Here is a 13,475-nt window from a genome sequence, read left to right as displayed (position 1 = left end):
GTGGGGAAATGTCGGCGTGGTGAGGCACGATAGCGGTGTGCTTCTGATCGACGTGGTCCGCACCTCCGACGCGGTGACGCGCACCTCCGCACGGCTGGGCAAGGTCGGCCATCTGGCCGAGCTGCTCGCCCGGGTCGGCCCCGACGAGGCGGAGATCGCCATCGCCTACCTGTCGGGCGACCTGCCGCAGCGCCAGGTGGGCGTGGGCTGGCGCTCCCTGGAGGACGTCCCGCAGCCCAAGCTGGCCGCCACCGCCACGCTGACCACCGTCGACGCGCTGCTGACCAGGATCAAGGCGATCTCCGGTCCGGGCTCGCAGGCGGCGCGCAGAGCGCTGGTCGCCGAGCTGTTCGCGGGGCTGACCAGCCAGGAGCAGCAGTTCATGCGCAGGCTGCTCAACGGCGAACTACGCCAGGGCGCCCTCGACGGCGTGATGATCGAAGCGGTGGCCAAGGCGTCCGGCGCGCCGTCGGCCGACGTGCGGCGGGCGCTCACCCTGCGCGGCTGGCTGCCCGCGGTCGGCGCGGCGGCTCTGACGGGCGGCGTGGCGGCGCTGCACGCGTTCAAGCTGGAGGTGGGGCGGCCGGTCGCCCCCATGCTCGCGGGCAGCGCGCCCAACGTGGCCGCCGCGCTGGAGAAGGCGGGCGCCCCCGCGGCCCTGGAGTGGAAGCTCGACGGCGTGCGCGTGCAGGCCCACAGGTCAGGCGAGGACGTACGCGTCTTCACCCGCACGCTCGACGACATCACCGCGCAGGTGCCCGAGCTGGTCGAGGCCGTGCTCGGGCTCGACTCCGCCGACCTGGTGCTCGACGGCGAGGTCCTCGCGCTGCGGCCGGACGGGCGTCCCCATCCGTTCCAGGTCACCGCGAGCCGCGTGTCCAGCAAGACCGGCGTGGAGCGGCTGCGCGAGCAGACCCCGCTCAGCGTGTTCTTCTTCGACGCGCTGCGCGCCGACGTCCGCGACCTGCTCGACCTGCCCTACTCACAGCGCCAGGAGGCGCTGGCCCGTGCCGTCCCGCCCGGCCTGCTGGCGCCGCGGCTGATCACCGCCGACGTGGCCGAGGCGGAGAAGTTCTTCACGGACGTCGTCAAGGCGGGCCACGAGGGCCTGGTCGTGAAGTCCCAGTCGTCCCCGTACGCCGCCGGTCGGCGCGGCGCGGGCTGGATCAAGGTGAAACCCCGGCACACGCTCGACCTGGTGGTCCTGGCTGCCGAGTGGGGCCACGGCCGGCGCGAGGGCAAGCTGTCCAACCTCCACCTGGGCGCGCGCGACCCCGAGGGCGGGTTCGTCATGCTGGGCAAGACGTTCAAGGGGCTCACGGACGAGCTGCTGGCCTGGCAGACCGAACGCTTCCTCCAGCTGGCCGAGGGCCCCACCGACGACTGGATGGTCAGGCTCCGGCCCGAACTGGTCGTGGAGATCGCCTTCGACGGCGTGCAGCGCTCGCCGCGCTACCCCGGCGGGATGGCGCTGCGCTTCGCCCGGGTGCTGCGGTACCGGCCGGACAAGCGCGTCGAGGACGCCGACACCGTGGACACCGTCCGCTCACTCATGTTCTGAGACGTTGAACCCCGTACGCCAGCTCATGTTCTGAGGCGGAGGACTCGATCCGTCGGCCCACGTTCTGGGACCGTGGACGCCGTTCGCCGGCTCATGTTCGGAGATCGAATTCTGCCGATCATTCTGAGGCGGGCGAATTTCCCGATCATGCTTTTCGCGGCAATTCACGATCATGTTGGCGATGAATTCCGCCGCGCGCAGGTTGCGGCGAATTCCGGTGTTCTCCGGAAACCCGAAGATCCTCGGCGTACTCTCGGCGACCTGGGCCTCTTGCGCCTTTAAGTGATATATGTCACTGTATGTCGCATTAAGTTGTCTTTACCGGCTGTTTGTCGCATATGTTCTTCCTCGCCCGCCGGATCCCCCATCCCTGCGGGCGGATCGGCCGTCACACGCCTCCACATCCCCCATGACCTGGCCTTTCCTCTTCCTATCCCCTAGCTAGGACCGTGGTTTACCTTGGGCCAGCACTCCCACAAATCGTCCCCCAACGACCGCAAGCTCTCCCCGGGCAAGCGCCGCTGGACCGCCATCGCAGCAGGCGCCGCCGTCGTGGCCGCCGCCTCGACCACCGCCTGGGCCGCCGTGGGCAACGAGTCCCCCGACACGGCCGGCAAGGACTCCGTCCCAGCGGCCTCCGTCACCGGCACCCCCAACCCGCCGGTCGCGGCCAAGGCCGCCCAGCCCAAGCCGACCACCCCGGCCCCCGGCACGAAGTCCACCCCGAACTCCACGAACCCCACGGACGCCGCGGACACCGCCGCCTCCGCCCCCAAGCCGCCCGCCGCCGCGCAGCCCGCCCCCGCCTCGGACGCGAGCCCGAAGACGGCCAAGACCGTGAAGCCGGTCAAGCTCAAGACCACGAAACCGAGGGTCCGCGTACTGTCCTCCGGGACCTGTGGCGCCTCGTACTACGGCGAGCCCCAGATGACGGCCAGCGGCGAACGCTTCAACCCCTCCGCGATGACCGCCGCCCACAAGTCCCTCCCCCTGGGCAGCCGGGTCCGCGTGACGAACCCCCGCAGCGGCTCGTCGGTCACCGTACGTATCAACGACCGTGGCCCGTACGTGGGGGGCCGGTGCCTCGACCTCTCAAGGGCCGCCTTCGACGCCATCGGCAGCCTGGGCGCGGGCGTCATGACCGTCCGCTACGAAGTCCTGGCCCGCTGACCCCCGTCTCCTCAGGTCGGGCCTCGGCTCGGGGCTGCTGACGGACCATCTGGACGGTCTCCTGTAGCGGGCCGTCGAGCAGGCGCTCTGGGCCGTTTGTTGCGCCGCGCCGCACCGCGTCCGGCACCGCCCGCCCCCGGGACCTTCCGTTGGTCAGCCAGGGGGCGGGGTGGGCAGCCTCTGCACAGAGCCCGCCCCGCACGCGGTGGGCCGGGCGCTCGCCAAGAGGTGGCCCCCTCCAGCGGAGAAGCCGACCGCCCCCTCAGCGCCACCCGACCTCACAGGGCCACCCCGAGCTCGCAGCACCGCACGACACCGAGCTGCGCCGCAGCCGAACGTGTCCCCAAACGTCCCCCCAGCGTCCCCAAGCGCCCCCGAACGTCCCCAAGCGTCCCCCGATGTGCGGCAGGACGTCCCCCAACATCCCCCGATGTCACTCTCCCGGCCCCACGCGTCCCCCTCGTACGGTGGGAGAGGGCTACTTCACCAGCCTGACGGTCAGCGGGTAGCGGAAGTTGCCTTCCGACAGGGCGGAGACGCCGCCCACGATGGACAGGACGACGGCGGCGACCCAGATCACCGGCAGCAGCACCACGCCGATGACGGTGATGGGCAGAAGGACCGTCGCCCCCAGCACGGTGAGCTGGAAGTTCAGTGCCTCCAACGCCTGCCGCCGCATGTACGCCGACGTCTTGGCCCCCGTCAGCAGCAGGACCAGCGGCCCGACCACCGGGATCCCGACGGCCATCAGCAGGTGGCCGGCGGCGGCCCCGAGGCGTTCGTTGCTCTCCGGAGCCCGCCCATGCCGGACCGGCGGATGCGGCATGGGCGGCGCGAACCTAGGCGCCGCCATCGATCCGTACAGCTCGGTCATGATGGGCATCAGGTCGCCGTGGGTGCGCGCGGTCATCGCGCGTTCGAGCCGGTCGTCGAACTCGAACTTGTCGAACCGGCCGTCGGCGTAGGCGGCCTTGACGTGCTCGACGACGTGCTCTCGGTCCTGGTGGGTGACGCGCAGATGAGCTGGCGGCACCTGTCCCGGCCCGGGGGTCTTGGGTACCCCAGCCATGATTGTCATGCCTCTCCTTGGAATCGGCAGTCAACTTTCATACTGCGTCCTCAGAGCCGGACGTGCCATCGGGAGAAACCCGGAGCTGTCCCCGAGATCATCCCCGACGCGGGAGCTCCAGACGGTATAAAAAGGATTCATGAGATGGCGAGACCGCTACGGTATCCGTCGACTTCGCGGACAGAAGGTCGCGAAGTTCGACCGCGAGGCGACCGATGCCGACATCGAAGCGCTCATCGCCTTCGCACGTTCGCGGCGTGGCGTCGAGTTCTACGTCGAGCCCGAGACGTTCGCCACCGACACGACCGCCATGGCGGTCGCTGACGACGGCGAATGGACCAGACGCAGGGTCGGGTCGCCGGCGGTGATCCACAAGGTCGCTCGCGATCTTGCATTACCGGTGTACGACGTGCAGCTGACGGGATATCCCCCTCGGATGCGCGCGTACAACGAACGCCGCCGCCGCGAAGAAGGCAGCCTGTAGTTCCTCCGGAAAGGGTGCTGGTCCACGGGACCGGCACCCTTTCTTCATGCCGTCGGCGGCGGTTCGTCGTCGAGCAGGCCGAGCAACGGGATCAGCCATCCGCCGTTGGCGGGGCCCATCGCGGTGTCGAGCTCGCCGGGGGTGGGCAGGCGGTCCCGGACGATGTCGGGCGACAGGAGACTCTGGAGGGCGTGCGTCAGGAGGTTGGCCATCGAGTAGTGGGGGTCGGTGGTGAGGGCGCGTTCGAGGGCGATGGTGGCCAGGATGTTGTCGCCCGTGCGCCAGGCCGCCATGGCCAGCAGGGATGCGGCCGGTGGGACGAAGCGGGGCTCAAGGCGGCGGGTCAGGTCCTTCCAGAGGGGGAGGTGGGCCTCGTGCATCATCGTCCAGGCTTCGTCGCGGACTCTGATCACGCTCAGGGCCAGGCCCAGTCTGGCGGCTTCGGTGTCGTCGAGGCGGAGTCGGCCGCCGTGGGTGGTCAGGGCGGCGCGGACTCCGGTCAGGGCTTCGGTGACGTAGTCGTGGGCGAAGGTGTCGAGGTCCGTGGCGGCTGTCAGGCGGGCTCGCACCTCCGCGACGGCGGTGGCGGTGGCACGGCGCATCGCCATGCGGACGGGGCCCGTGGCGGGGGCGATCGTACGTTCGAGGGCACGGCGGTCGGGCAGGGCGACCATGCCGCGCACCGTCGCCTCGGCGGCTATCTGGCTGGTGGTCGGGTCGTACGGGGTGCCTTCGGGCGGGCAGCATCGGGGGAGGTCGCAGATGTAGGACCAGTAGCGGCCCTCGTGGGCGCGGATCGCCTCGCCCACGTGGATGTCCGAGGCGGTGGCGAGGAGTCTGGCTTCGTCGACGGCCGGGGTTACGGCCTCGCCTCTGCCGTAGCCGACGATGACCATCTCGGTGATGCCTTCGCGGTCGAAGAGGGCGGTGAGGGGGTCGAGGGTGCCCCGGGGGAAGGGGAGGTTCCATCTCGCGGCCACCTTGGCCTGGCCGTGGTGGAGGCCGATCACGATGAGGCTGTCTTCGGGGTGGAAGCCGACCAGGTAGGGGACGGCGGCCAGGAGGTCGGCCGGGCTGGTCAGGGTGAGGCAGGGGGCCGGGGCGTTGGTGGTCATGACCGTCAGGGTGCCGAGGAGACACGCGGCGCGAACGCCCGAACGGGGTTCTGGGGATGACGGCACCCCGCGACGACCGCCCTGTGGACAACCGCGAGCGGAGACGGCCCAGTGAGGGCCGAAGGGGTGACGGTCCGGGGAGGGCCGAAGGGATGACGGCCCAGGCAAGGCGGGGAGGTGGGTGGGTCAGGGGGTGGTGGGGGGCAGCGGGGGCGGAGGGGTGGGGGCTATGCGGGTGCGTACGAGGAGGGCGGCGCCGGCCACGGCCGCCGGCATGGCCACGATCGCGACCAGCGGCACCAGGAACAGCAGGAACCCCACCACCCCGAACCCCAGCGTCACCCCCATGTTCCGGCGCAGCAGCGCGAAGCGTTCCTTCCTCGGCACCCCGCGGCGTTCGAGCGCCAGCGTGGTGAGCTCGACCGTCAGGAAGAACCCGGAGACGAACGCCCCCAGTACGGGCACCACTGTCTGGCCGATCACCGGCACGAACCCCAGGAAGAACAGCGGCACGGTGAAGAGCAGCACGTAGAACAGGGTGATCAGGCTGTCCCTGATCGAACGGGGCAGCGTACGCCACCACGGCTGCTCCACGGCCCCCGGCAGCGGGTCGACCTCGGCCGACAGCCGTTCGTAGAACGGCTCGCCGATCACCAGCGTCAGCGCCGCGAACGTGAGCACCGCCAGCGCCAGCCCACCGAGGAAGATCGCGATGCCCACCAGTGTGCGGAACAGGTCGGCCCAGCTCCACGAGTCGGCGAACGGGGTGAAGAACTCGGCCACCTCACGGGCGTTGGCGCCGAGCAGGATCAGCGCCGCCACGTAGACGGCGAAGGCGATCACCGCCGGGATCAGCCCGAACAGCCACCAGCGGCCATGTCGCGACATCCATCCGAGACCCTGGAAGAAGAAGCCCACGCCGGAGGCGAAGTCGCGCAAAGATCGCATGTCCGGCAGGCTAGCGCCAGAACGACGTGACCGCGTAACCCAGTTCGTCGAACAGTTCGCGCAGCAGCGGCAGGGACACCCCGAGCACGTTGCCGTGGTCGCCTTCGATGCCCTCGACGAACCAGCCGCCGCGCCCCTCGATGCTGAACCCGCCGGCCAGCCCGAGCGGCTCGCCGGTTGCGACGTAGGAGGCGATCTCCTCGTCGGACGGCTGGCCGAAGCGCACCACGGTGGTGGCCACCTGCGCCGCCTGCCGCCCCGCCGGGACGTCGATCACGCAGTGGCCGGTCACCAGGCGACCGGTACGGCCACGCATGATCCGCCAGCGCTCGACGGCCTCCTCGGCCGTGCCCGGCTTGCCGTAGGGACGGCCGTCGAGTTCGAGGATCGAGTCGCAGCCGATGACCAGCCCCTCCGCCAGGCCGCTCGCGACCGCCTCCGCCTTGGCCTTGGCCAGGACGAGGCTGAGCGCCGCCGGCGAGTGCGCGGTGAAGGCGTCCTCGTCGACCCCGGAGACGATCACCTTGGGGTCGAGGCCGGCGTTGCGCAGCACGGTCAGGCGGGTGGGCGAGGCGGAAGCCAGAACGATCACCGCACCAGCTTACCGAAGCCCGGCCCGCTCACCAGTCGTGGTTGGGCGCCCCCCGCGCGGGCTGGCGGTCGGCGGGGTCGTACGGGCCGCCCTGGGGCGGGACGGCGCCGCCGAAGATGCCGCCCAGCAGGCCGTCGAGCAGCCCGCCGAGGGCGCCGGGCAGCGCGTCGTGCTCCCTGCGCAGGTGGACGGCCAGGGCCGAGGCGTCCATGTGGGCCTTGGTGACGCGGTTGGCCAGCAGGGACATGACCATGGGGGCGATGAGGGGGAGCAGCTTCATGATGGTGCCGGGGCTGACGCAGGCAAGTTGCGAGAGCCCGGCGGCGGCCCGTTCGGTGCCCTGGCCGCCGAGCACGTGGCCGAGGATGCTGTGGCCGTCGCGGGTCAGCGAGGCCACGTCGCCGTTGAACGGGTCGGTGTCGACGTGGACGTCGAGGGCGGCGCGCAGTGCCTCGGCGCCGTCGGGGTGCTCGGCGTTGCGCGCCATGCCACCCAGGACGGTTCCGGCCACGGCCTCGACGACCTTGCGTGCCGTGGCCGGGTCGGTGCCGAGCATTCCGGCGATCTGATCTACCCCTGAGTCGCCGAGCTGGGTGAGTAGCTCGTCATTCAGTGTCAAGACAGTCCCCCGATCCGAGTCGCGGGAGACGTTCCCCGGCCGTGATCGAGGCAAGGCCGGGGTTTCCCTATGTCTCGGGAAAGACGGGCTTTCCCGGGGGACCGTCTCGAGACGTCAGTCGAGGGCGGGCTGCAGGCTGGCGCTGGCCAGGCCGGCGGCGGAGTACGCGCTCACCTCGTCGAGCGTCTCGTGTTCGAGCAGGGCCGCCACGATGCCGTCGAGCCGTTCGCGGTTCTCGGTGAGCACCTGGACCGCGCGCTCGTAGCACTCGTCCACGATGCGGCGGGCCTCCTCGTCGACCGTGGCGAGCGTGGCCGGCGAGGCCTGGGGGGCCGAGCCGTCGTTGGGCAGGATGGTCAGCGGGCCGACCTTCTCCGACATGCCCCAGCGGCCCACCATGCCGCGCGCGATCATGGTGACCTGTTCGAGGTCGTTCTCGGCGCCGGTGGTGATGACGCCGTAGACGACCTGCTCGGCCGCCATGCCGCCGAGCGCGCCGGTGATGCGCCCGCGCAGGTACTGCTCGTCGTAGGCGTAGCGGTCGGTGTCGGGGGTGGACAGGGTGACGCCGAGCGCCCGGCCGCGCGGGATGATCGAGATCTTCCTGACCGGGTCGGCGCCCGGCTGGAGCATGCCGAGCAGGGCGTGTCCGGCCTCGTGGAAGGCGGTGCGGGTGCGCTCCTCCTCCGGCATCACGATGCTGCGGGCCGCGCCGAGCTGAAGCTTCTCCAGCGCGTCCGCGAAGTCGGACATGTCGACCTTCTCCTTGCCGCGCTTGGCGGCGAGGAGTGCACCCTCGTTGACCAGGTTGGCCAGGTCGGCGCCGGTCATGCCGGGCGTCGTCTTGGCGATGCGGTCGAGGCTGACCTCGCCGTCGAGCGGCACGCCGCGCGAGTGCACCTCCAGGATCGCCGTGCGTCCGGCCGCGTCGGGCAGGCCCACCTGCACCGTACGGTCGAAGCGCCCGGGACGCAGCAGCGCCGGGTCGAGGATCTCGGGCCGGTTGGTGGCCCCGATGACGATGACGCCCTCGGCGCCGGAGAAGCCGTCCATCTCCGTGAGGATCTGGTTCAGCGTCTGCTCACGCTCGTCGTGGCCGCCGATGCCGCCCGCGCCGCCGCGGGCCCGTCCGATGGCGTCGATCTCGTCGATGAACACGATCGAGGGGGCGACCTTGCGCGCCTCCTCGAACAGGTCGCGTACGCGCGAGGCGCCCACGCCGACGATCATCTCGATGAACTCGGAGGCGCTGGCCGAGAAGTACGGCACCTTGGCCTCACCGGCGACGGCCCTGGCCAGCAGGGTCTTGCCGGTGCCGGGAGGGCCGGCCAGCAGCACGCCCTTGGGCAGCTTGGCGCCCAGCCTGCGGTACTTGCCGGGGTCCTTGAGGTAGTCGACGACCTCGACGAGCTCGTTCTCCACCGCGACGACGCCGGCGACGTCGTCGAAGGTGACGCGTACCTTGCCGGCCTCGACCGGCTTGGCGGCCTTGGACTTGCCGAGCCCGCTCAGGCCGCCGCCCATCATGCTGGCGCCGCGGCGCATGACCCAGATCCACAGGCCTGCCAGCAGCAGCACGGGCAGCAGCGACAGCAGCAGGTTGGAGAAGAATCCCCGGGTCAGCGGCTTGGAGGTGGTCTCCACCTGGGCCGACTTGAGCTGCTGGTCGAGCTGGTCGGTGTTGGCGAAGGCCGGGATCTCGGTCTGGAACTTCGTGTACGACTCGCTGCTCTCGGGGTTCTTGGCCGCACTCCTCAGGTCACCCTCGACCGAGAGCCCCTGGGCGTAGATGTCCTTGACGTTCTTGGCATCGACCTGCTTGGTGAACTCGGTGTACGAGATCGTCTCGACCGAGCTGTTGTCCACGAACGACGACACGACGAAGAAGCCCGCGTAGACCACGAGCAGGGTGACGACGAAGCGCCACCAGTTGATTTTGGGCCGCCCTCCGGGCGTACCGGGCAGGCCCTCCGAGCGCCAGGGCGGCTTGACCTTGCCCTTGTTCGGTGCCTGCGGCGGTCCAGAGCGTTCCACGGCGTCACTCCCCCACATCGCCGCATACATGATCTTTCTAGCCTAGAACACGCACTCCTGAGACGACGCGGCCAATATCACGCCATCGCTTTCTTTGCGAGTCCGGCACTGTGACGAACGCAAGTCCTGGCTTGCCCATTCCCCCGTCCATGACCACGACGGCCGCTCTTGACGAATGTTTGCCGTATTTGACGCGATAGACGAGCATCCAGCCAGTTTTCACTCTTTGCGAAGCCAGCCAGCTGATCTTGGAGCCCTTGGGGTGGTGGTTGAGCGTCCAGCGGGCGGCCAGCAGCGCCGTGTCGCGGGGCGACTTCTGCTCCATGATCGGCAGCGGGCAGGTCACGAGCATGCCGCGCAGCTTGCTGCCGCGCGTCGGCGGCAACACCTGCTTGCTGGTGAACGGCGCCGCGCCGTGCTGCTTCCACGGCCTGCCCAGCCTGGGCACGGCCAGGCCGGTGCGCTTGTCCTTCACCAACCGCTTGGCCGGACGGGGAAGGGCCATCCGCTTGACGCGGCCGGTCAGCCGGGGCACGCGGGAGTCGGCGTACAGGGCCTCCATGGCGGTGTAGCCGGGCGCGAGGGAGGAGCCCGGCGACGGGACCGCCGTGGGGATCGGGGACAGGCTCGGCGACGGGGTGGGGGTTCCCGAAAGCGTCGGAGTAGGGGCCGGGGCGGACGAGGCGGGTGCGGCCGGCGGCGCGGTTACCGGCCCCGCCACGACCTCGTCCGGCCCGGAGGGGAGCGCCAGGACGATCACCGTGGCGGCGACCGCCACGGCCGCCACGACGGCGAGCCCCCGGTATATGGACCGCATCCGGACATCGCCGATGCGGGAGCGCCTGGGCGGTGAAACGGGGGTTCCAGGGCGGTCTGCGGTTGTCACTCGTGAACCCTCGGTCTCATCTTCCCCATGGAGCACGACGGGAGCGTACGACATATCCCGCCATTGCGTGTGTGAAGCGACCGAAGTGCAATCATGACGGGGTGGAACAGGTGGAGCTGCGGTTCGGCGAGGAGTCTCGGTTCGCCCAGACGCACACGAACCTCTCGGCGGTCAGGTGGGAGCCCTCGGGCCTTTGGGTCGCGGGTGACGAGACCGCCACGATCGAGCGGCTGACCTGGACCGGCGACCATTTCGGCGACGAGCGCAGCTTCGCCCTGGCCGACTACGTCGACCTGCCCGCCGGCCGGTTCGACGAGGCCGACATCGAGGGCCTGGCCAGGGCCGACGGGCACCTGTGGGCGGTCGGCTCGCACAGCCTCAAGCGCCGCAAGGCCAAGCCCGGCGACCCGGAGAAGTCGATCAGGAGGCTCGGTACGGTCGTCCGCGAGGAGAACCGGTTCGTCCTGGTCCGCCTGCCGCTCGACGAGACCGGCGAGCCGCCGGTGCCCGGCGCGATCCTGTCCGGCGACCAGAACGTGGCCGCCATGCTGGCCGATGACCGCCACCTGGCGCCGTTCCTGGCGTTGCCCGGCAAGGACAACGGTCTCGACATCGAGGGCATCGCGGTCGTGGGCGAGCGCGTCTACCTGGGGCTGCGCGGGCCGGTGTTGCGGGGCTGGGCGGTGGTGCTGGAGATCCGGCCCGTGGACGACGGCCGCGGCCGGTTACGGCTCGACCGGCCGTACCGCAAACACTTCCTGGACCTCGGCGGGCTGGGCGTACGGGACATGTGCCCCCACGGCGGCGACCTGCTGCTGCTCACCGGACCCACGATGAACCTGGACGGCCCGGTACGGGTCGTGCGCTGGCGGGAGCGGCGCAGCGACGGGCTCGTGCCCGCGCACGACCTGGAGACGGTACTGGAGCTTCCCTACGGCGTCGGCGACGACCATCCGGAAGGGCTGGCCGTGCTGCCCGACGGCCGGCTCATGGTCGTCTACGACAGCCCGTCGCCCGCCCGGATCACCCCGGCGGGCGGCGTGCTGGCCGACGTCTTCACGATCTAGCCACCCGCCCGAGGAGCCAGGGCGCCTCGGCCACGAACGTGCACGAACCCGGCTCGATCTCGGTGAACCCGGCGTCGCGCACCACGGGCAGCCCGGCGGCCACCTTGGCGTCGAAGTCGTCCTGGTCCGGCGCGGGACGCACGGAGACGGCCAGGCCGTTCGCCCGCCAGGCGGCCCGCTCGGCCTCGTCGCTGGCCCACCAGGCGAGTTGCGCGGCGTGCCCGGCCTGGGCCATGGCCTTGCCCGCCGACATGGTCAGCCTGGGGTTCTCCCACAGGACCGGCGGGCCGGACGGGTCGCCGGGCCCGGCCGTGTCGCTCAGTTCGGTGCCGCCCACCTGGAGCCGGGCCAGATCCCTGGGCCAGGCGTCGAGCGGGACGGGCGGGTGCACCCGCACCTCGGCCGTACGGTGCTCGACCGTACGGCCGGGCAGCGCGGCGGCCCTGCGCCACTCGGCGCCCCTCGCGCGGCGCACAACCTTGCGGATCTTGCCTGTCGACTGCCAGGCGTGCAGTTCCCCGGCCCACTCCCCCGGGTCGTCGAGCAGGCTCAGCACGGCCATGGCGGCGGCCTCCAGCGCGTCGGTGCGCTCGGGAGGAGCGGCCCTCTCGATCCTGACCACGAGGGGGAGGACCATCAGTTCGGTCTCGTTCATCACCGTTTAGCATGCCCGATGGCCAGGGACATTCCGGCGGCGAGGAGGCAGAGGGCGCCGGCGGCGTACCAGGCCAGGTCGTAGGCGCCGAGGTGGTCGCGGGTCAGGCCCGCCCCGACGGCCGCGACGGCGGCGCCCACCTGGTGCGAGGCGAACACCCAGCCGAACACGACCGCGCCGTCCTGGCCGTAGATCCGCCGGCACAGGGCGACGGTCGGGGGCACGGTGGCCACCCAGTCCAGGCCGTAGAACACGATGAAGATCAGCATGCTGGGCTCGGTGGTGGCCGCGAACAGGCCGGGCAGCAACATCAGCGACAGGCCGCGCAGGGCGTAGTAGACGCCGAGCAGCAGCTTGGGATCGACCTTGTCGCTGAGCCAGCCGGAGGCGACCGTGCCGACGATGTCGAAGACGCCGATGACCGCCAGCAGGCCGGCGGCGACGGGCTCGGCCATGCCGTGGTCGTGCGCGGCGGGGATGAAGTGCGTACCGACCAGGCCGTTCGTACTCATGCCGCAGATGGCGAAGCCGCCGGCGAGGAACCAGAAGGCGCGCGTGCGCGCCGCCGACCTCAGCACCGTGAGCGCCCGCGCGGCCGCGTTCCCCGCGGCCGGCGCGGTCCGTACGGCGCCCGCCTCCGCCCCCAGGGCGGTCGTGCCCACCTCCTCGGGACGGTCGCGCAGCAACCACCAGACGAACGGCACCACCGCCAGCGCGGCGCCGGCCACGGTCAGGGAGGCCGCCCGCCAGCCGGGCCCTTCGGCGAGCGCGGCGAGCACCGGCAGGAAGACGAGCTGCCCGGTCGCGCCCGCCGCGGTCAGGATCCCGGTGACCAGCCCGCGGTGCCGGACGAACCAGCGGTCGGTCACCGTGGCGGCGAACACCAGCGCCATCGACCCGGTGCCGAGCCCGATGAACACACCCCAGAACAGCAGTAGGTGCCAGCTCGCCGTCATGAGCACAGTGAGCCCGCTCCCCAGCGCGACCAGCAGCAGTGCCAGCGACACCACGCGGCGCATGCCGAAACGGTCCATCAGCGCGGCGGCGAAGGGGGCGGTCACGCCGTAGAGCACCAGGTTGATCGACACGGCGAGGGAGATCGTGCCCGTGCTCCAGCCGAACTCCTCGTGGAGCGGGGTGATCAGCACTCCGGGGGTGGCGCGGAAGCCGGCCGCGCCGAGGATGGCCACGAAGGCCACGGCCGCGACCCACCAGGCACGGTGGATCCTTCCGGACCTCGTGGGGGCGGGGGTGGTGCTCAACGTCATGCGCTAA

General features: G+C 71.1%; 13 protein-coding genes. 4 read left to right on the top strand and 9 right to left on the bottom strand.

Annotated elements, in window-relative coordinates:
* Positions 1–37 precede the first annotated feature (37 nt).
* Together DMB42_RS31150 and DMB42_RS55275 are read left to right on the top strand one after the other, a co-directional pair.
* A complete protein-coding gene (locus DMB42_RS31150; protein WP_125639584.1) occupies positions 38–1,561 on the top strand; it encodes an ATP-dependent DNA ligase in 1,524 nt (507 codons plus the stop codon).
* 459 nt (positions 1,562–2,020) lie between these two features.
* The gene (locus DMB42_RS55275) at positions 2,021–2,731 is read left to right on the top strand and encodes a septal ring lytic transglycosylase RlpA family protein (RefSeq protein WP_125639582.1); all 711 of its coding nucleotides are present in this window, start codon (positions 2,021–2,023) and stop codon (positions 2,729–2,731) included.
* A 478-nt stretch (positions 2,732–3,209) separates the two neighbouring features.
* Here the strand turns inward: DMB42_RS55275 and DMB42_RS31140 are convergent, their stop codons facing one another.
* Complete coding sequence (locus DMB42_RS31140) at positions 3,210–3,800, bottom strand: DUF1707 and DUF4870 domain-containing protein (protein WP_125639579.1); 591 nt, start codon at positions 3,798–3,800, stop codon at positions 3,210–3,212.
* Positions 3,801–3,939: 139 nt separating this feature from the next.
* On the opposite strand from DMB42_RS31140, the gene DMB42_RS31135 reads away from it, so the two are divergent.
* Positions 3,940–4,284 (top strand): hypothetical protein, encoded by a 345-nt coding sequence (locus DMB42_RS31135; protein WP_125639576.1) that lies wholly within the window; start codon positions 3,940–3,942, stop codon positions 4,282–4,284.
* Between the two features lie 44 nt (positions 4,285–4,328).
* Here DMB42_RS31135 and DMB42_RS31130 read toward each other — a convergent pair whose 3' ends face one another.
* From DMB42_RS31130 to DMB42_RS31105, 6 genes are all read right to left on the bottom strand, one after another.
* Positions 4,329–5,399, bottom strand: coding sequence for a DUF4192 domain-containing protein (locus DMB42_RS31130; RefSeq protein WP_125639573.1), 1,071 nt, complete (start codon positions 5,397–5,399; stop codon positions 4,329–4,331).
* 186 nt (positions 5,400–5,585) lie between these two features.
* A complete protein-coding gene (locus tag DMB42_RS31125) occupies positions 5,586–6,347 on the bottom strand; it encodes an EI24 domain-containing protein (protein WP_260478054.1) in 762 nt (253 codons plus the stop codon).
* Between the two features lie 10 nt (positions 6,348–6,357).
* The gene (locus DMB42_RS31120; RefSeq protein ID WP_125639569.1) at positions 6,358–6,939 is read right to left on the bottom strand and encodes a nucleoside triphosphate pyrophosphatase; all 582 of its coding nucleotides are present in this window, start codon (positions 6,937–6,939) and stop codon (positions 6,358–6,360) included.
* Between the two features lie 28 nt (positions 6,940–6,967).
* On the bottom strand, positions 6,968–7,558 hold the full coding sequence (locus DMB42_RS31115; protein WP_185844947.1) for a DUF937 domain-containing protein: 591 nt from the start codon (positions 7,556–7,558) through the stop codon (positions 6,968–6,970).
* Between the two features lie 114 nt (positions 7,559–7,672).
* Complete coding sequence (ftsH, locus tag DMB42_RS31110; protein ID WP_125639563.1) at positions 7,673–9,592, bottom strand: ATP-dependent zinc metalloprotease FtsH; 1,920 nt, start codon at positions 9,590–9,592, stop codon at positions 7,673–7,675.
* Between the two features lie 37 nt (positions 9,593–9,629).
* Entirely contained in the window at positions 9,630–10,409 is a 780-nt protein-coding gene (locus DMB42_RS31105; protein ID WP_125639560.1) for a hypothetical protein, read from the bottom strand.
* A 170-nt stretch (positions 10,410–10,579) separates the two neighbouring features.
* On the opposite strand from DMB42_RS31105, the gene DMB42_RS31100 reads away from it, so the two are divergent.
* Positions 10,580–11,545 (top strand): DUF3616 domain-containing protein, encoded by a 966-nt coding sequence (locus DMB42_RS31100; protein WP_260478053.1) that lies wholly within the window; start codon positions 10,580–10,582, stop codon positions 11,543–11,545.
* Here DMB42_RS31100 and DMB42_RS31095 read toward each other — a convergent pair.
* The gene (locus tag DMB42_RS31095; protein ID WP_125639557.1) at positions 11,535–12,200 is read right to left on the bottom strand and encodes a peptidyl-tRNA hydrolase; all 666 of its coding nucleotides are present in this window, start codon (positions 12,198–12,200) and stop codon (positions 11,535–11,537) included. The two genes, DMB42_RS31100 and DMB42_RS31095, sit on opposite strands and share 11 nt — an antisense overlap.
* A complete protein-coding gene (locus tag DMB42_RS31090) occupies positions 12,200–13,468 on the bottom strand; it encodes an MFS transporter (RefSeq protein WP_125639554.1) in 1,269 nt (422 codons plus the stop codon). The genes DMB42_RS31095 and DMB42_RS31090 overlap by 1 nt, the downstream gene beginning before the upstream one ends.
* Between the last annotated feature and the right edge of the window lie 7 nt (positions 13,469–13,475).

It is taken from the genome of Nonomuraea sp. WAC 01424, assembly GCF_003947315.1.
Lineage (GTDB): Bacteria > Actinomycetota > Actinomycetes > Streptosporangiales > Streptosporangiaceae > Nonomuraea > Nonomuraea spiralis.
The sequence above is the reverse complement of the archived record's forward strand: the minus strand, read 5'-3'. Positions and strand labels throughout refer to the sequence as shown.

What these genes read in the sequence shown, in the direction of transcription:
- DMB42_RS31140 (WP_125639579.1), bottom strand. Translation starts at nt 3,800, where the DNA reads ATGGCTGGGGTACCCAAGACCCCCGGGCCGGGACAGGTGCCGCCAGCT.
- DMB42_RS31130 (WP_125639573.1), bottom strand. Translation starts at nt 5,399, where the DNA reads ATGACCACCAACGCCCCGGCCCCCTGCCTCACCCTGACCAGCCCGGCC.
- DMB42_RS31125 (WP_260478054.1), bottom strand. Translation starts at nt 6,347, where the DNA reads ATGCGATCTTTGCGCGACTTCGCCTCCGGCGTGGGCTTCTTCTTCCAG.
- DMB42_RS31105 (WP_125639560.1), bottom strand. Translation starts at nt 10,409, where the DNA reads ATGCGGTCCATATACCGGGGGCTCGCCGTCGTGGCGGCCGTGGCGGTC.
- DMB42_RS31090 (WP_125639554.1), bottom strand. Translation starts at nt 13,468, where the DNA reads ATGACGTTGAGCACCACCCCCGCCCCCACGAGGTCCGGAAGGATCCAC.
- DMB42_RS31095 (WP_125639557.1), bottom strand. Translation starts at nt 12,200, where the DNA reads ATGAACGAGACCGAACTGATGGTCCTCCCCCTCGTGGTCAGGATCGAG.
- DMB42_RS31135 (WP_125639576.1), top strand. Translation starts at nt 3,940, where the DNA reads ATGAGATGGCGAGACCGCTACGGTATCCGTCGACTTCGCGGACAGAAG.